This is a genomic window from Micromonospora sp. CA-246542 (assembly GCF_050942905.1).
Taxonomy (GTDB): domain Bacteria; phylum Actinomycetota; class Actinomycetes; order Mycobacteriales; family Micromonosporaceae; genus Micromonospora.
This window is the reverse complement of record NZ_CP192040.1, coordinates 2,369,601-2,386,425: the sequence shown is the minus strand read 5'-3', so window position 1 is coordinate 2,386,425 and position 16,825 is coordinate 2,369,601. Positions and strand designations below refer to the sequence as shown.

Annotated in this window: 14 protein-coding genes and 1 pseudogene; 8 read left to right on the top strand and 7 right to left on the bottom strand. The window is 70.6% G+C overall.

Annotated elements, in window-relative coordinates:
* The first annotated feature begins 6 nt into the window (after nucleotides 1–6).
* A complete protein-coding gene (locus ACQP0N_RS11170) occupies nucleotides 7–930 on the top strand; it encodes an NAD(+)/NADH kinase (protein WP_433121558.1) in 924 nt (307 codons plus the stop codon).
* 136 nt (nucleotides 931–1,066) lie between these two features.
* Here the strand turns inward: ACQP0N_RS11170 and pgm are convergent, their stop codons facing one another.
* Together pgm and glgC are read right to left on the bottom strand one after the other, a co-directional pair.
* A complete protein-coding gene (pgm, locus tag ACQP0N_RS11165) occupies nucleotides 1,067–2,710 on the bottom strand; it encodes a phosphoglucomutase (alpha-D-glucose-1,6-bisphosphate-dependent) (protein ID WP_433119742.1) in 1,644 nt (547 codons plus the stop codon).
* Nucleotides 2,711–2,741: 31 nt separating this feature from the next.
* Entirely contained in the window at nucleotides 2,742–3,974 is a 1,233-nt protein-coding gene (gene glgC, locus ACQP0N_RS11160) for a glucose-1-phosphate adenylyltransferase (protein ID WP_433119740.1), read from the bottom strand.
* A gap of 72 nt (nucleotides 3,975–4,046) precedes the next feature.
* On the opposite strand from glgC, the gene glgA reads away from it, so the two are divergent.
* Nucleotides 4,047–5,252 carry a glycogen synthase gene (gene glgA / locus ACQP0N_RS11155; protein ID WP_433119738.1) on the top strand — a complete coding sequence of 402 codons (1,206 nt, stop codon included), beginning with the start codon at nucleotides 4,047–4,049 and terminating at the stop codon, nucleotides 5,250–5,252.
* 4 nt (nucleotides 5,253–5,256) lie between these two features.
* Entirely contained in the window at nucleotides 5,257–5,751 is a 495-nt protein-coding gene (locus tag ACQP0N_RS11150; RefSeq protein WP_433119736.1) for a hypothetical protein, read from the top strand.
* A 61-nt stretch (nucleotides 5,752–5,812) separates the two neighbouring features.
* Here ACQP0N_RS11150 and ACQP0N_RS11145 read toward each other — a convergent pair whose 3' ends face one another.
* Together ACQP0N_RS11145 and ACQP0N_RS11140 are read right to left on the bottom strand one after the other, a co-directional pair.
* Entirely contained in the window at nucleotides 5,813–6,643 is an 831-nt protein-coding gene (locus ACQP0N_RS11145) for an NmrA family NAD(P)-binding protein (protein WP_433119734.1), read from the bottom strand.
* Nucleotides 6,640–7,056, bottom strand: coding sequence for a nuclear transport factor 2 family protein (locus tag ACQP0N_RS11140; protein ID WP_433119732.1), 417 nt, complete (start codon nucleotides 7,054–7,056; stop codon nucleotides 6,640–6,642). Before ACQP0N_RS11140 ends, ACQP0N_RS11145 begins: the two co-directional genes overlap by 4 nt.
* Nucleotides 7,057–7,158: 102 nt before the next feature.
* Here ACQP0N_RS11140 and ACQP0N_RS11135 point away from each other — a divergent pair, with 102 nt between their 5' ends.
* The 3 genes and pseudogenes from ACQP0N_RS11135 (at nucleotide 7,159) to glgB (ending at nucleotide 12,499) form a co-directional block, all read left to right on the top strand.
* On the top strand, nucleotides 7,159–7,713 hold the full coding sequence (locus ACQP0N_RS11135) for a TetR/AcrR family transcriptional regulator (protein WP_433119730.1): 555 nt from the start codon (nucleotides 7,159–7,161) through the stop codon (nucleotides 7,711–7,713).
* Nucleotides 7,714–7,865: 152 nt separating this feature from the next.
* Nucleotides 7,866–9,914, top strand: a pseudogene (locus ACQP0N_RS11130) (maltotransferase domain-containing protein); the annotation flags it as partial.
* A 482-nt stretch (nucleotides 9,915–10,396) separates the two neighbouring features.
* The gene (gene glgB / locus ACQP0N_RS11125; protein WP_433119728.1) at nucleotides 10,397–12,499 is read left to right on the top strand and encodes a 1,4-alpha-glucan branching protein GlgB; all 2,103 of its coding nucleotides are present in this window, start codon (nucleotides 10,397–10,399) and stop codon (nucleotides 12,497–12,499) included.
* Between the two features lie 80 nt (nucleotides 12,500–12,579).
* Here the strand turns inward: glgB and ACQP0N_RS11120 are convergent, their stop codons facing one another.
* The gene (locus tag ACQP0N_RS11120; RefSeq protein WP_433119726.1) at nucleotides 12,580–13,140 is read right to left on the bottom strand and encodes a hypothetical protein; all 561 of its coding nucleotides are present in this window, start codon (nucleotides 13,138–13,140) and stop codon (nucleotides 12,580–12,582) included.
* A gap of 179 nt (nucleotides 13,141–13,319) precedes the next feature.
* On the opposite strand from ACQP0N_RS11120, the gene ACQP0N_RS11115 reads away from it, so the two are divergent.
* A complete protein-coding gene (locus ACQP0N_RS11115) occupies nucleotides 13,320–13,796 on the top strand; it encodes a hypothetical protein (RefSeq protein ID WP_433119724.1) in 477 nt (158 codons plus the stop codon).
* Between the two features lie 215 nt (nucleotides 13,797–14,011).
* On the opposite strand, the gene ACQP0N_RS11110 is transcribed toward ACQP0N_RS11115, so the two are convergent.
* A complete protein-coding gene (locus tag ACQP0N_RS11110; RefSeq protein WP_433119722.1) occupies nucleotides 14,012–14,611 on the bottom strand; it encodes an NADPH-dependent FMN reductase in 600 nt (199 codons plus the stop codon).
* A 113-nt stretch (nucleotides 14,612–14,724) separates the two neighbouring features.
* Here ACQP0N_RS11110 and ACQP0N_RS11105 point away from each other — a divergent pair, with 113 nt between their 5' ends.
* Entirely contained in the window at nucleotides 14,725–15,564 is an 840-nt protein-coding gene (locus tag ACQP0N_RS11105; protein ID WP_433119720.1) for a helix-turn-helix domain-containing protein, read from the top strand.
* 141 nt (nucleotides 15,565–15,705) lie between these two features.
* Here ACQP0N_RS11105 and ACQP0N_RS11100 read toward each other — a convergent pair whose 3' ends face one another.
* Nucleotides 15,706–16,746, bottom strand: coding sequence for an App1 family protein (locus ACQP0N_RS11100; protein ID WP_357120051.1), 1,041 nt, complete (start codon nucleotides 16,744–16,746; stop codon nucleotides 15,706–15,708).
* Between the last annotated feature and the right edge of the window lie 79 nt (nucleotides 16,747–16,825).

Sequence of the window (16,825 nt, the reverse complement as noted above, 5' to 3'; positions counted from 1 at the left end):
TCGGGGCTGGGACTTGTGCTGCACCCCACCCGGGATGTCACCGAGGTGGTCGAAATCATCGAACGGTGGGCGACGCGTCACCGCAAGACGTTGTACGTGCGCGAGGAGGACCGGCACCGCGTCCCGTCCTCTGTCGAACCGGTACCGGAGGACAAGGTCGCCGTCCGCGCCGACGCGTTGATCAGCATCGGCGGTGACGGCACGATGCTGGGTGCGCTGCGCTCCGCCGTCCGCGACCCGAAGCCGGTGCTCGGCGTACACCTGGGTCGTCTGGGGTTTCTGGTCGAGATCGAACCGCCGGGGTTGCCCGAGGCGCTGAGCCGGCTGCTGTCGAAGGACTTCACCGTCGAGTCGCACGCGTGTCTCGCCTGCGACGTGTGCGGTGACGATGTCGTGGCGTTCAACGACATCGCGTTGGTCCGCCAACCGGGCGCCGGTTTCGTCAGCGTCACGCTCGCCATCGACGGCCAGCAGTACGGCTACTACCGCAGCGACGCCGTGGTGGTCAGCACCCCGATCGGCTCGACGGCGTACAGCTACGCGGCCGGCGGCCCACTGATCTCCCCGGCGGCGGACTCGGTGGTGATCACGCCGGCGGCGCCGATGGCCGGTATCTCCCGTGCCGTGGTGCTCTCCCCGGACGAGAAGATCCGGTTGGAGTTGCAGCCCAACTCGTCGCCGGTCGTCGTGGAGATGGACGGTCTGGTGTTCCGCGACGCGGCGACGGAGGGGGCGGTGGACATCTCGTACCGCCGCGACGCCGGCCTGGTGGTGCGCTTCGACCCGCTGCGCTACCAGGAGCGCAACCAGTTGAAGATGACCCTGCTCGACCTGCCGTTCCTGCCCGAGCAGCTCCGCGAACTACTCCCCGAAGAACTCCGCCGTCGCAGCCAGGAACTCCCCCCACCCGCCGACCCCCCACCCTGCTGAAGACCCACCCACCCACCCCACCCACCCCACTCGCCCGGCCGCCCTGGCCGAGTTGATCAAGAGGTTTGCGTCACGACACGCCGGGCGGCATGACGCAAACTTCTTGATCAACGCGGCCGGAGGGGGTGGGTGGGGGTCAGGCCTGGGTTAGGGCCTGGTCTACCAGGGTTTTGGCCTCTTCCTGGATCTTCTTCAGGTGGTCGGGGCCCTGGAAGGACTCGGCGTAGATCTTGTAGACGTCTTCCGTTCCCGAGGGCCTGGCGGCGAACCAGCCGGATTCCGTGCTGACCTTCAGGCCACCGATCGGGGCGTTGTTGCCGGGGGCGGTGGTCAGGGTCGCGGTGATCGGCTCACCGGCCAGCTCGGTGGCGGTGACCTGGTCCGGGTTGAGCTTCGCGAGCACGGCCTTCTGCTCGCGGGTCGCCGGGGCGTCGATCCGGGCGTACGCGGGAGCGCCGAAACGCTCGGCCAACTCCGCCCAGTGCTCGCTCGGGCTGCGCCCGGTGGTGGCCAGGATCTCGGAGGCCAGCAGGCAGAGCAGGATGCCGTCCTTGTCGGTGGTCCAGGTGGAGCCGTCGCGCCGCAGGAACGACGCCCCGGCGCTCTCCTCGCCGCCGAAACCGACCGCCCCGTCGAGCAGGCCGGGCACGAACCACTTGAACCCGACCGGCACCTCCAACAGCGGCCGACCCAGGTCGGCGGCCACCCGGTCGATCATCGAGGACGAGACCAGGGTCTTGCCGACGGCGGCGGCCGGCCCCCAGTCGGCGCGGGTCCGGAACAGGTGCCCGATCGCGACCGCCAGGAAGTGGTTGGGGTTCATGAGGCCGCCGTCGGGGGTGACGATGCCGTGCCGGTCGGCGTCCGCGTCGTTCCCCGTGGAGATCTGGTAGTCGGCCCGCGCGGCGATCAGCGACGCCATGGCGTTCGGCGAGGAGCAGTCCATCCGGATCTTGCCATCGCCGTCCAGGGTCATGAACCGCCAGGTCGGGTCGACCGTCGGGTTGACCACCGTCAGGTCCAGCCGGTGCCGCTCGGCGATCTCGCCCCAGTAGGCCACGCTCGCCCCACCGAGGGGGTCCGCGCCGATGCGGATGCCGGCGTCGCGGATGGCGTCGATGTCGATCGCGGCCGGCAGGTCGTCGACGTAGTGGGCGAGGAAGTCGTACTCCCCGGTGGTGTCGGCGGCCCGGGCCCGCGCGTAGGTGATCCGGCGGACCTCCTTGAGCCCGGCGGCCAGGATCGCGTTGGCGCGGTCCTGGATCCACCGGGTCACGTCGGTGTCGGCCGGCCCGCCGTTGGTGGGGTTGTACTTGAAGCCGCCGTCGTCCGGCGGGTTGTGCGACGGGGTGATGACGATGCCGTCGGCGAGCCCGCTGGTGCGCCCCCGGTTGCGGGTGAGGATCGCGTGCGACAGCGCCGGCGTGGGGGTGTAGCCGTCGCGGCTGTCCACCAGCACGGTGACGCCGTTGGCGGCGAGGACCTCCAGCGCGTCCACGGCGGCCGGCGCGGAGAGCGCGTGGGTGTCCCGGGCGAGGAACAGCGGGCCGTCGAGGCCCTGCTCCCGCCGGTAGTCGCAGAGCGCCTGGGTGACCGCGAGGATGTGGTCGGAGTTGAACGCGTTGCGCAGGCTGGAGCCCCGGTGACCGGAGGTGCCGAAGGAGACCTGCTGCGCCGGGTCCGCGGGGTCCGGATGCTCGGCGTAGTAGGCGGTCACCAGGCGCGGCACGTCGACCAGGTCGGCGGGCTCGGCGGGCTGGCCGGCACGGGGGTGGGTCACTGCGGGATCCTCCTCGGTGTGTACGGGTCGGTCACGGCTCGACCTTCTGGCCCTTGCCGATGACCACGATGCCGTTGTCGGAGACGGTGTAGCGCTCGCGGTCCTTCTCCAGGTCGACGCCGATCTCGACGCCCTCGGGGACGAACACGTTCTTGTCCAGGATCGCCCGTCGGACCACCGCGTGTCGGCCGATCTCGACGCCCTCCATCAGCACCGAGCCCTCCACGTGCGCCCAGGAGTGCACCCGGACCTTCGGCGACACGATCGAGTTCTCCACCAGCGAGCCGGAGATCACCACGCCGGGCGAGACCATCGAGCCGACCGCCCGGCCGACCCGCTCACCCCACTGGTGGACGAACTTCGCCGGCGGCCACGGCGGCTGCTCGGTGTAGATCGGCCAGTCGAAGTTGTAGAGGTTGAACACGGGGTGCACGTTGATCAGATCCATGTGCGCGTCGTAGAACGAGTCGAGCGTCCCCACGTCCCGCCAGTAGCCCCGGTCCCGGTCGGTGCTGCCCGGCACCTCGTTGTCACGGAAGTCGTAGACGTTGGCCTCGCCCCGCTCGACGAGCATCGGGATGATGCTGCCGCCCATGTCGTGCTTACTGCTCTTGTCGGCGGCGTCGCGCTCCACGGCCTCGCACAGGGCCCGGGTGGTGAAGACGTAGTTGCCCATCGAGGCGTAGATCTCGTCCGGCGCGTCGGGCAGGCCGACCGCGTCGGTGGGCTTCTCGCGGAAGGCGCGGATCTTCCGGCCGTCCTCGCCGACCTCGATGACACCGAACTGGTCGGCCATCGACAGCGGCTGGCGGATGCCGGCGACGGTCACGGCGGCGCCGGAGGCGATGTGGTCCTCCACCATCTGCCGGGGATCCATCCGGTAGATGTGGTCGGCGCCGAAGACGATCACGTAGTCGGGCTGCTCGTCGTTGATGAGGTTGAAGCTCTGGTAGATGGCGTCGGCCGAGCCGGCGAACCACCACGGGCCGCGACGCTGCTGCGCCGGCACCGGGGTGACGTAGTTGCCGAGCAGCGTGGACATCCGCCAGGTCTTGGTGATGTGTCGGTCGAGGGAGTGGGACTTGTACTGGGTCAACACGACGATCTTGAGATAGCCGGCGTTGGCCAGGTTGGAGAGGACGAAGTCGACCATGCGGTACATCCCGCCGAACGGGACGGCCGGCTTGGCCCGGTCCGTGGTGAGTGGCATCAGGCGCTTGCCCTCCCCACCCGCCAGGACGATCGCGAGCACCTTGGCAGCCATGCCCCGACGCTATCCACCCGCGTGCCACTTCACCACTCGTACGGGGAGTCTTCTGCACTAGGGTGCGGGGTCATGACGGAACCCACCCCGCTGCGCGTCGACCTGCTCACCCGCGAGTACCCGCCGGAGGTCTACGGCGGCGCGGGCGTGCACGTCGAGTACCTGGCTCGGGAACTGCGTCGCCTCGCCGACGTCCGCGTGCACTGCTTCGGCCTCCCCCGCGCCGAGCCGGGCGTCACGGCGTACGCCGACCCGCCCGGTCTGACCGGCGCGAACGCCGCGTTACGGACCATGGGCGTGGACCTGGAGATGGCCGCCGGCACCGTCGGCACCGACGTGGTGCACAGCCACACGTGGTACGCGAACCTGGCCGGGCACACCGCGAAGCTGCTGCACGGGGTGCCGCACGTGGTGACCGCGCACAGCCTGGAGCCGCTGCGGCCGTGGAAGGCCGAGCAGCTCGGCGGCGGCTACGCGCTGTCCTCGTGGATCGAGCGCACGGCGTACGAGTCGGCGGACGCGATCATCGCGGTGAGCGGGGGCATGCGCGGCGACGTGCTCACCGCGTACCCGCAGATCGACCCGTCCAAGGTCCGGGTGGTCTACAACGGCATCGACACCGCGCAGTACGCCCCGGACTCCGGCACCGACGTGCTCGACCGGCTCGGCATCGACCCGGCGCTGCCCAGCGTGGTGTACGTGGGAAGGATCACCCGGCAGAAGGGCCTGTCCTACCTGCTGCGGGCCGCCCGGGAGCTGCCGGCGGACACGCAGCTCGTGCTGCTCGCCGGCGCGCCGGACACGGCGGAGATCGCCGCCGAGGTCGAGGAGTTGGTCACCGAGCTGCGCGCCAACCGCTCCGGCGTCGTCTGGGTGGCCGAGATGCTGCCCAAGCCCGAGGTGATCCAGGTGCTCACCCACGCGACGGTCTTCGTCTGCCCGTCGGTGTACGAGCCGATGGGCATCGTGAACCTGGAGGCGATGGCCTGCGAGACGGCCGTGGTGGCGACCGCCACCGGCGGCATCCCCGAGGTCGTGGCCGACGGCGACACCGGGCTGCTGGTGCCGATCGAACAGGCCACCGACGGGTCGGGGACGCCGCTGAAGCCGGAGACGTTCGTGGCCGACCTGGCGGCGGCGATCAACACGCTGCTCGCCGACCCGGCGCGTACCGAGCGGTTCGGCCTGGCCGGCCGGCGACGCGCGGTCGAACACTTCTCCTGGGATGCCGTCGCGCGGCAGACCCTGGACGTGTACCGCTCCGTCGGCGGGCGCTGACGTCATGCGGTACGACGAACTCGAAGCCGCGATTCTCCGGTTGGTCGTCGCGGCGGGCGAGGACGACCTGCGGGCGTTCGGCCTCGACACGGTCACCCGGCTGACCCGCGACGATCTGTTCGACACCGCCGTCGACGACGAGATGACCGAGGACGCGTGGGCGGCGCTCACCAGCGCCCGCGAGAACGTCCGGACGGCCGACGCGACGGAGCTGCGCGCGCTGCTGGTACGGATCGACGAGGGCATCCTCGCCGACGGTGACCTGGATCAGGGCCTCCTGACGGCCTTCACCGCGCTGGAGCACTGGACCACCTACCTGGAGGAGAACGCGCGCGGGGAGATCTACGAGCTGGCCATCCGCGCTGTCGAGGAGGTCGACTTCCAGGTCTCGGCCGACCTCGACGACGTCCTCGCCACCCCGGAGATGGCCGCCGAGTACGCCCGGATCGAGCGCCTGCTCACCGCCGGCCCCAGACCGCCGTCCCGGGAGGGGACCTGAGCAACGACGCCGCCTCCGCGCGGTAACCACCGCTGACCGAGGTGCGGACGCCGACCGGGCGTCAGCCGGGAGGGTCGCCGCGCAGCCGGTCCCGGCAGAAGTCCCGGAAGGATCGGGGCGGGCGACCTGTCACGTCCGCGACGGTCGACGTCGTCCGGTCCTCCGCGCCTGCCGCGATCGCCGTGTCCAGGCTCGCGAGGAAGCGGGCGAAGTCCGGCGGTATGCCGTTCGCGGTGTGGCGGGCGGCCAGTTCCGCCGCGTCGACCGCACGGTGCTCGACCGGCCGGCCACCGACCTCGCTGAGGACGGCGGCGATCTCGTCGTAGCTCAACGCCTCCGGTCCGGTGATGATGTGGTCGGTGTTGTGCGGCGTCGGGTCGGTGAGAGCCCGCACCGCCACCTCGGCGATGTCGGCAGGATCGACGAAGCCGACCCGGGCGGTGCCGGTGGAGCTGACGATCTCGCCCTGCTCGCGAGCGCTGACGGCGTGCGGCTGCTCACCGACGAAGTTCTCCATGAACCAGGACGGCCGCAGTACCGCCCATTGCGCGAACAGCTCACCCAGCCGCGCGTGCACCAGACCCAGCCCATGGTCGGCGGGCGCAATGGCCGAGGAGCTGAGCAGAACCACCCGGCGGACGCCGGCGCTGCGCGCCCGCTCGAGGAAGGGCAGCATGACCGGCACCGGATCGACCTCGCCGACCGGGGGGATGGCGTAGATCGCGCGTACGCCGTCCAGCGCGTCCGGGTGGGTGGTCGGGTCGTACCAGTCGAAGCGGAATCCTCCGGTCCTGGGGTGTCGGCTGGCGATCCGGGTGGGGTGACCACGCTCGGCGAGCGTGGCGGCGACGATGCGGCCGGTGGTTCCGGTGCCACCGATGACCAGGATCATGAGCGCACCAGGCCGCCACCGAGCAGTTCCTGGGCGGCGATCGGATCCCAGTAGTCGCGATAGCGCACGAGCCGCCCGTCGCGAATGGTCAGCACGGCGATGTAGCGCACCTCGTACGGCCGACCCGTGGCGACGACGACACCGGAGGCGGCGAACTCGACGACGATGACCTCCGGATCCGTGGTCTCGTGCACGGTTCGATCGTGGATCTCGCGGACGTCGAGCAGGGCCGGGTAGTTGATCAGGTAGTCGTGCAGCTCGGCGCGGCCGGCTACGCGGCGCGGCTGACCGGGCGGCGCGAACGGGAGCTCCAGCACCGCGTCCTCGGCGAACAGCGCGATGAACCCGGCCATGTCCTTGGCGAGCAGCAGCTCCATGGCGCGATGGAACACCGCGGTGGGGTGGTCCGACATGATCTCGTCCTTTCGTCGTCCGGGACGGTCGCGATACGATACGGACCGCCGGTCCGCTTCGACTATACGGACCGACAGTCCGTTTGGCGAGAGGGGTGTCCGGTGCGGGCCGATGCGCTGCGCAACAGAGAGTCGGTGCTGGCCGCCGCCGGGCGTCTCTTCGACGCCGCAACCGACCCCGATCAGGTGTCGATGGACGACATCGCCACCGCGGCCGGCGTCGGCAAGGGGACCCTGTTCCGGCGCTTCGGCGACCGCATCGGGCTCATCCGCGCGCTCTACGAGCAACGGGGACTGCGGTTGCGGGACGCGCTCGCGGTGTCACCCGCCCGGCCGGCCGCGGAGCAGGCCGTCGAACTGCTGCGGGCCATGCTGCGCTTCAAGCTCGACAACCGGGTGCTCACGCTGGCGCTGGAGAGCGCCGGAGGCGGCAGCCCGTACCGCAACGAGGCGTACGACCACTGGCACGCCCTGCTCGCCGGCCTCGTCACGGAGGCACGCGGCCCGCAGTCGGCGGACTACCTGGCCCACGCGCTGCTCGCCGCCGTCCGCAGCGACCTGGTCGAGCACCTGCGCGACTGGCCCGAAGATCGGTGGCACGCGGGACTGGACGCACTTGTCGGCTCCGTACTCGGCGACGACGGGAAGACGACGTGACGGCGTGGAGATCCGCGCAACTTCGGGGAAACTGCTGTCTCAACGCGCTCCGATGCAGCAGTTTCCCCGAAAGTGAGCGGATCTTGGGTCGGGTGCCGACCGGGCGGGTGCTTGGCCGCGCGCGAGCCGATCTCGCACAGTAGGTTGGCGGGGTGACAGGACGGTTCCCGATCGAAGACGTCTCCCCCGTCGTCTCGTGCGGGCGGTACCCGGCCAAGGCGGTCGTCGACGAGCCGGTTCCGGTGTCGGCGCGCGCCTACCGGGAGGGGCACGACGCGCTGGGCTGCAACGTGGTGTGGGCCGGCCCGGACGGCGAGGAGCGCCCGTTCACCCGGATGCGCCCCGGCGAGCCCGGCCAGGACCGTTGGCACGCCACCATCCGCCCGGACGCCGTCGGCGCGTGGACCTTCACCGTCGAGGCGTTCCAGGATCCCTACCTGACGTGGCAGAACGCGGTGACCAAGAAGATCGCCGCCGGGCAGGGGCCGGAAGATCTCGCCAACGACCTGGCCGAGGGCGCCCGGGTGCTGGCCGCCGCCACGGACCTGGTGCCGGCCGCCGACCGCGCGAGCGTCGCCGACGCGCTCACCGCCCTCGCCGCCACCGACCTGCCGTTGCCGCAGCGCGTCGGGCCGGCGCTCGCCCTCGCCGACCTGCTCTGGGAGCATCCGGTGCGCGAGTTGGTGACGGTCGGTGACGCGTACTCCCTCTGGGTTGACCGCAAGCGGGCCCTCTTCTCGGCCTGGTACGAGTTCTTCCCGCGCTCCGAAGGAGCGGCGGGTGGGCGCTCCGGCACCTTCGCCACCGCGACCGGGCGGCTGCCCGGTGTCGCCGCGATGGGCTTCGACGTGCTCTACCTGCCGCCGATCCACCCGATCGGCCGGGTCAACCGCAAGGGCCGCAACAACGCGCTCACCGCCGGGCCGACCGACGTCGGCTCGCCGTGGGCCATCGGCGCCGCCGAGGGCGGGCACGACACGATCCACCCCGACCTGGGTACGCCGGCGGACTTCCGGGCCTTCATCGAGGCGGCGGCGGCGCAGGGCCTGGAGGTGGCGATGGACCTGGCGTTGCAGTGCGCGCCGGATCACCCGTGGGTGACCGAACACCCGGAGTGGTTCACCACCCGGGCCGACGGCAGCATCGCGTACGCGGAGAACCCGCCGAAGAAGTACCAGGACATCTACCCGGTCAACTTCGACAACGATCCCGAGGGCATCCGGGCCGAGGTGCTGCGGGTGGTGCTGCACTGGGTGGGCGAGGGCATCCGGATCTTCCGGGTGGACAACCCGCACACCAAGCCGTTCGACTTCTGGCACTGGCTGATCGCCGAGGTCAAGAAGGTCGACCCGGATGTGCTCTTCCTGGCCGAGGCGTTCACCCGGCCGGCCATCATGCACGGGCTCGGCAAGATCGGCTTCACGCAGTCGTACACCTACTTCACCTGGCGCACGACGGCCGCGCAGATGCGGGAGTACTGCGAGGAGCTGGTCGAGTCGGCCGACTACATGCGGCCAAACTTCTGGCCCAACACGCCGGACATCCTGCACGAGTCGTTGCAGCACGGCGGCCCGCCGATGTTCAAGATCCGGGCGGTGCTGGCCGCGCTGCTCTCCCCCTCCTGGGGCCTGTACGCGGGCTACGAGCTGTTCGAGCACGTGGCCCGCCCCGGCGCTGAGGAGTACCTGGACAACGAGAAGTACGAGCTGCGTCCGCGCGACTGGGCCGCCGCCGAGGCGCAGGGCCGCTCGCTGGCACCGTTCCTGACCACCCTCAACCGGGTACGCCGGGACAACCCGGCCCTGCACCAGCTGCGCAACCTGCGCTTCCACGAGATCGACAACCCGGCGCTGCTCTGCTGGTCGAAGCACGACCCGGCGACCGGCAACACGGTGATCGTGGTCTGCTCGTTCGACTCACGCGAAGTGCAGTGGGGCAACACCACGCTCGACATGCCAGCGCTGGGGTTCGACTGGCACGAGCGGTTCACCGTGTACGACGAGCTGACCGGCACCAGCTACGACTGGGGGCAGCGCAACGCGGTACGGCTCGACCCGTACCTGCAACCGGCGCACGTGCTGACCGTCCGCCGCCCGACGCCGCCCGCCGTTCCCGAGCTGGCCGGCGTCGAACCGGCGGATCTCACCGTCGCCGACGTGCCGGAGGAGCTGTCCGGCGGCACCGCGCCGACGACCCCGGCCACCGAGCCATCGCCTCCGGCCAGCGTCGGAGAGCCCCCCGCTACCCGGCCGTCGCCCCCGCCCACCGCGCCCGCGACTCCGACTACCGCGCCGCCCGCCCCGGCTACCGCGCCGCCGCCCACCGCGCCGCCGGCCCCAGCCACCACGACGCCGCCCCCGGCTACCGCGCCCTCTGCCCCAACCGTCGAACCATCTGCCCCGGTTGTCGAGCCATCTCCCCCGGCCGCCGCGCCATCTGCCCCGGCTGCCGCGCCGTCTCCCCCGGCTGCCGCGCCATCTGCCTCGGCCGTCGAGCCATCTGCCCCGGCCGCGGCGCCGGCGACCCCGGCCCGCGGAGCGGCGACGCCGGCCACCGTGGCGCTCCGCGCGGCGGCCCGTGCGGCTGCCGCCCGGTCCTCGGACGGCCGTCCGTCCGCGCCCCACCCGGCTGCCACCCGCCCGTCCCGCTCCGCGCCGACCGCTCCCGCCTCGAAGGACGACCGATGGACCAGCTGATCACCGGTGTGACGCACGACCCGCACGCGCTGCTCGGCGCGCACCCCGACGAGGGGTCGACCACGATCCGCACGATGCGCCGGGGCGCGGGTGACGTGGTGCTGCTCGTCGGCGACGAGCGGCACCCGATGAAGCGGGTGCACGATCTGGGCATCTTCGAGGCGCAGGTCGAGGGCAACGTGCTCGACTACCGGGTGGAGGTCGACGGCACGACGCACGACGACCCGTACCGCTACCCGCCCACGCTCGGCGAGCTGGACCTGCACCTCATCGGCGAGGGCCGGCACGAGCGGCTGTGGGAAGCGCTCGGCGCGCGGGTCTTCGACGAGGGCGTGGCGTTCAGCGTCTGGGCGCCCAACGCCCAGGGCGTCCGCGTGATCGGTGACTTCACCGGCTGGGGCGCGGACGACGGCTGGCCGATGCGCTCGCTCGGCTCCAGCGGAGTGTGGGAGCTGTTCGTCCCCAACGCGCGGGTCGGTGCCCGCTACAAGTACCGGGTGCTCGGCGCCGACGGGAAGTGGCGGGACAAGGCCGACCCCCTGGCGGCGTACGCGGAGGTGCCGCCGGCCACCGCGTCGGTGGTGCACCACTCGACGTACCGGTGGAACGACGCCGACTGGCTCGCCCGCCGGGCCGAGCGGCGGCCGCACCAGGAGCCGATGAGCGTGTACGAGGTGCACCTCGGCTCGTGGCGGCCCGGCCTGGGTTACCGCGAGCTGGCCGACCAGCTCACCGCGTACGTCACCGAGCTGGGCTTCACGCACGTGGAGTTCCTGCCCGTGATGGAGCACCCGTTCGGCGGCTCGTGGGGCTACCAGGTGACCGGCTACTACGCGCCGACGTCCCGCTTCGGCGACCCGGACGAGTTCCGCCACCTCGTCGACGCTCTGCACGCCGCAGGCATCGGCGTGATCCTCGACTGGGTCCCCGCGCACTTCCCGAAGGACGAGTGGGCCCTCGCCCGCTTCGACGGCACCCCGCTGTACGAGCACCCCGACCCCCGACGCGGCGAGCACCCCGACTGGGGCACCTACGTCTTCGACTTCGGCCGCCGCGAGGTCCGCAACTTCCTGGTCGCCAACGCGCTCTACTGGTGCGAGGAGTTCCACGTCGACGGGCTGCGCGTCGACGCGGTCGCCTCGATGCTCTACCTGGACTACTCCCGCGAGGCGGGCCAGTGGGCCCCCAACCGGTACGGCGGTCGGGAGAACCTGGAGGCCATCGCGCTCATGCAGGAGGTGAACGCGACGGTCTACAAGCACCACGCCGGCGTCGTGATGATCGCCGAGGAGTCCACCGCGTGGCCGGGGGTCACCCAGTCCACCGCCGGTGGCGGGCTGGGCTTCGGCTTCAAGTGGAACATGGGCTGGATGCACGACACCCTGCTCTACACGTCGAAGGACCCGATCTACCGCCAGCACCACCACCACCAGCTCACGTTCTCCCTGGCGTACGCCTGGAGCGAGAACTACGTGCTGCCGATCAGCCACGACGAGGTCGTGCACGGCAAGGGATCGCTGGCCGGCAAGATGCCCGGCGACACCTGGCAGCGCCTCGCCAACGTCCGGGCGCTCCTGGCGTACATGTGGGCGCACCCCGGCAAGCAACTGCTCTTCATGGGCTCCGAGCTGGCCGACGACCGGGAGTGGAGCGAGGAGCGCGGCCTCGACTGGTACCTGCTGCACGACCCGGCCCGCGCCGGCGTGCAGCGGCTCGTCGGTGACCTCAACCGCGTCTACCGGGACACCCCGGCGCTGTGGGTGCAGGACACCGAACCGGCCGGGTTCCGCTGGATCGCCGGGGACGACGTCGCCAACAACACCGTCTCCTTCGTCCGGATCGCCCCCGACGGCTCGACGCTGGTGTGCGTGGCGAACTTCTCGGCACTACCGCTGCACGACTACCGGATCGGCCTACCGGCCGGCGGTACGTGGAGCGAGGTGCTCAACACCGACGCCCACCACTACGGCGGCTCGGGCGTGGGCAATCTGGGTGAGGTGCACGCCGAGGACGTGCCCTGGCACGGCCTGGTCGCCTCGGCGGCCCTCCAGGTCCCCCCGCTCGGCGTCATCTGGCTCCGCCAGGGCTGACCCTCCCCCGCATTGCCATGATCACTTGATGCTGACCAGTTGTCAAAAGCCTTCTGGAACTGGTCAGCATCAAGTGATCGTCACGCGACATATTTGAAGGCGCACATCGACTCCTCGGAGATCTGACCCTGGGTCAGCATCTTCTCCGAATTCGCGCCCTCGTCGTACACGTACTTCACGGTCTCCGGGTCTGTGCCGGCCGGATATTCCGGCACACCCGTCAACTTGAACACATCGCCGACGACATGCAGCCGGTCCCCCCTCTGGACCGTAAGCTCGACCGCCGTGATCGCCGGCAATGAACCCCGACCCGGCACCGGTACGAGGACCTGACCGAAGGGAGCGTCGTCACCGATGATGAACTCGCCCTTGGCCGCCGCGTCGCTCTGCGGCTCCGTCACCTGCCAGTAGGCCGAAATGGTCGGTCTTCCGCTCCCTGTCTCGGGAGTCGCGGCGGCAGCCTGATTGTCGTACGCCTTCACGCTCACGATCCGTTCATCCGCACAGAGTGGGGCAAAGACGTGGAAGCTGTCCCCAATTCGCGCCACTCCCAGCGCATAGCTCGCATCACCCGGCCACAGGCATCCCGAGGTCGACGCCACCAGACCGACGGCGATGAGCGCCCGAAGCATGAGTCGCACCGACGGCCCAACCTTCCGCATGCGTACCCTCCCGCATCGAAGCGCCGTGATCGCGACCAACAATCCCACCTTGCCGATCAGTTGTGCAGCCCCCTCGAACAGGGGTTGCCCGGCGCGAGCCATTCTTCGTCACGCCGTCAACAGCCAGGCCGTCGGCTGACTGTTAGCCTGACGCTCTCATGGCACAGTTCGGCACTCGGGAGACCTTCGCCGTCGAGGTCGGTGAGGCCCTGTCTCCCGGCCTCCGCATCGTGGACCTCTGGGCCGCGGGCAAGCTGCTGACAGCCCGTGACAACGTGGCCTACGTACCGTCCTTCCGCCACTACCTGCGCTCCGCCTCGGCACGAGTACGCCAGCGCGAGGTCCTGCGCCGTCCGTTTCCGGAACGGTCACCCGAGGAGACATTCCGGCGTCTCAAGGCCGACCAGTGCGAACTCCGCGAGCAGTACTGGTTGCTGCACTGGAGCGAGATCGTCGACAACGTCGAGAGCTACGCCTACCTTGACGATGACCTGGTGATCGTCTTCGCTTTTCAGGGAGCCAGCCCCTCCCCCGGAGACCTGGGCAAGGTCTTCGTTGCCAGAGTCCCACCAGACAACTTCGCTGCGACTCTGGACCAAGCTGCCGACCTGCTCGACGGGCCGGTCGCCACGTAAGGCCCATCGACCCGGGACAGCTCACCGAACCGTCCCTCGACACGTAGGTGCCCCGCGCCGCCGCCGAGCGAGTACAGCCAGAGCCCGTCCCGCCCGCTCACCGCCAACCGCTGGCCGTCGATCGTCGACCCACGCCCCGGATCGCCTCGAATGGCGGATCCTGCTCGACAAGCCCCTGGCGGCCGTTCGTCAGCCACGGTGTAGTCCATCAATCGTCACGCCCCACCCGGGTACGGGGCGGCGGTACGGGCGACACGCAATGCCTGCGCCCACCATTGGAGTTGTTCCAGGAGTGTCTTGGCGTAGCCGGCTGCGGCATCGTCCAGCGGTGCACCGTCCTTCCAGGCGGTGAAGTAGTTGGGGAAGGCCAGTCCGTCGCGAATGGTCACCGCGTGCAGTTCGGTGAGCACGTTCTCCAGGTGAAGCACCGCGTGCCGGCCACCGGCCGCACCGCCGTAACTGACGAACGCCACCGGTTTGGCGGTCCACTGAGTGAAGTGCCAGTCGACGAACGCCTTCAACGACGCTGGGAAGCTGTGGTTGTACTCGGGCGTCACGATGATGAAAGCGTCGGCCTCCGACAGCCTCCTGGCGAGGTCCTTCATGCCTTCCGGACGGGGGTAGTCGTCCCCGGCGAACTTCGGCGAAGCGGCCGGCAGCGCCAGCGGAATGTCCACCCCGGCCAGATCGACGAGGTCGACGTCGAAACCGCCGTGCGCCTGAATCTGATCCGCCACCCAGGCGGCGACGACCGGCCCGAACCTGCCCTCACGCACGCTACCGACGATGACCACGAGTCTGCTCTTGTCGCTCATGCCGTCGACGATCTGTCGTTTCCGGGCGAGCAGCCAGACCGCGTGCAGGCTGGCCCCCACAGGGCCACCCTGAACCCCGCCGGCCGGGCGCGGCGGGCCGTAGGCTCCGCAGCATGGGTACGCCGCTGGGAGACTTCGTCCGGGCCAAGCGCGACAGCCTCCGACCGGAGGAACTGGGGCTTCCCGCACTCCTGCGGCGGCGTGCTCCCGGGCTACGACGGTCGGAGTTGGCCTCGCGGGCTGGGGTCAGCGTCGAGTACCTCACCAGAATCGAACAGGGCCGCGACCGTAACCCGTCGCGCTCGGTCGTCAACGCCCTGGCCGATGCGCTCAACCTCGACACCGCCGAACGCACGCATCTGGGCTACCTCGCCAAGATCACTGGTGGCGCGTGTGCCGGGCACGTCCGGCCGACGCCGCCCGTACGCACCGTGCGGCCAGCCGTGCGCCAGATACTCACCCTTCTGGAGCCGGGCATCGCCTTCGTCACCAACCGAATCGGTGACGTGCTCGCCCACACCGACGGCTTCGGCACGGTCCTGCGCGCCACCGGCCTGCTGGACACCGAGGAGCCCAACCTCACCAGGTATGTCTTCACGCATCCGCGGGCCAGGACCACCTTCGTCGACTGGGACCAGGTCGCCGACGAGCAGGTCTTCAACCTGTGGCTCGGGCCTTCGGCCGAAACGTTCGAATGGTTCACGGCCGATCTCGCAACCGTGGCCGGCGCCGAGTTCACGCGGCGGCTGCACCGCCACCTCCCTCCTGCCCGGGTCCCGCTGAGAATGACTCACCCGCGCGGGCCCCAACTGCGGTGGAATCGGGAGGTCCTCGAGCTTCCTGCCTCGGACGCCCAGCAACTGATCCTTCTCCTACCCGCCGATGACGCGACCGCCGCGGCGCTGGACCACCTACGTGAGCGCCCACACCGCACCGCCCTCCGCGCCGTCTGACGCCCGCGTGGCCCCGCCGACGCTCACCCCCGCAGTCTCCTGATCAGTTGATGCTGACCAGTTGTCAGAAGCCTGCTGGAACTGGTCAGCATCAAGTGATCAAAAGGACGTGTTCGAAGGCCGCTAGGTCGGCCTCGGCGGTCAGACCAGGCCGGCGTCGCGCAGTAGTTGCCACAGGCCGGCGCCGTCGGGCGCGGACAGCCACTTCTGCCCCACCGGTCCCGAGGACGGCCGTCCGGCCGGGGCGGGCAGGCTACCGGCCAGCACCGACTGCGTCGGGGAGAGTCGGCGGATGGCCACCCCGGCGACGTTCTCCGGGTGGGCGGCGGCGAATTCGCGGTAGATCTCCTGGTCGTGCTGGCCGTCGTCGCCGACCAGCAGCCAGCGCACGTCGGGGAACTCCTTGGCCAGCCGCGCGAGGGTGGAGCGCTTGTGCTCCATGCCGCTGCGGAACCAGCGGTCGGCGGTCGGACCCCAGTCGGTGAGCAGCAGCGGCCCGGCCGGGTAGAGGTGCCGGGACAGGAACCGCGTCAACGTCGGCGCGACGTTCCACGCGCCGGTGGAGAGGTAGAAGACCGGGGCGCCGGGGTGCGCGGTGACCAGTCGCTCGTAGAGCACCGCCATGCCGGGTACGGCGGCGCGGGCGTGCTCGTCGAGAACGAAGGTGTTCCACGCGGCGAGCAGGGGCCGGGGAAGCGCCGTCACCATCACCGTGTCGTCGATGTCGGAGAGGATGCCGAACTTGACCTCGGGGTCGAGGATGCGCACGGGGGCGTCGACCGGCTCGGCGTCGGGGACGCTGAGGCGTACGGTGCCCCAGCCGGGTGGCAGGTCGGCCTCGACGAGCGTGTCGACGAAGCCGCTGCGGTCGGCCTGGGCCTCGTGCCGTACCCCGCCGGCCTCGATCTGCACTGTGACGTGCTTGGCGGGCAGGGTGGTGAAGCTGCGCCAGCCACGCACCTTGTCCAGCCGACCCCGCTGGCGGTTGTCCGGACGGCCGAGCAGCACCCGGCACATCACACGTACCCAGCCCGGCCGGCCGTAGCCGGTGTAGGCGACGATGTTCATCCGCCAGCCGGTGCGGCGCAGCCGACGCTCCACGAGCTGGTGCACGGCGTCTTCGATCCGCGCGGCCCGGTGCAGATTCGGCACGGCCAGTTCGCCGGCGGGTGTGGGTGGCACCCGCCAACCCTGCCACACGTCGTCGGCGACGGCCACGCGAGCGGGTCCGAGCCGCAGCCCGCCGGCCAGGCCGGACTGG